This window comes from Achromobacter pulmonis (genome assembly GCF_002885955.2).
Lineage (GTDB): Bacteria > Pseudomonadota > Gammaproteobacteria > Burkholderiales > Burkholderiaceae_B > Achromobacter > Achromobacter pulmonis_A.
Window position 1 is genome coordinate 1 of record NZ_POQS01000081.1, and the last position, 393, is coordinate 393.

Sequence of the window (393 nt, forward strand, 5' to 3'; positions counted from 1 at the left end):
TGCAACATACCATACCGCTATGTCGCAGTTTACTGAAAGAGCAACTCAACGACCTTATTCAGGGAAGAAAAGAATAGCCTCTCAGTATTCATCTCAGAATTCTAAGAAAATGAAAACTAAAAAGAAGAACCGTCTTACAATGAATCAGTTGCAGTACGGTAGCCCCTCTGCTATAAACTACCTCAATAAGAACTTATTTGGTAATAAGTTTACCTGTCGTATGATATACGCGGAGCGTGCGTTCACCGTGAACCCTGGTGTGGGTGGTACAGTTGACACCCACATCTTCAGGGCGAACTCTGTGTACGATCCAGATGAATCTGGTGTGGGTCATCAGCCTACTGGTTTCGATCAACTTATGGAGTTCTTTCAGTATTATACAGTTGTCGCTGC

1 protein-coding gene is annotated in these 393 nt (G+C 43.0%); it reads left to right on the forward strand.

Annotation, left to right across the window (positions count from 1 at the left end):
- Positions 1 to 19 precede the first annotated feature (19 nt).
- Positions 20 to 393, forward strand: a 374-nt coding sequence (locus tag C1I89_RS35035) for a hypothetical protein (RefSeq protein WP_219929646.1), incomplete at its 3' end; no start/stop codon positions are given.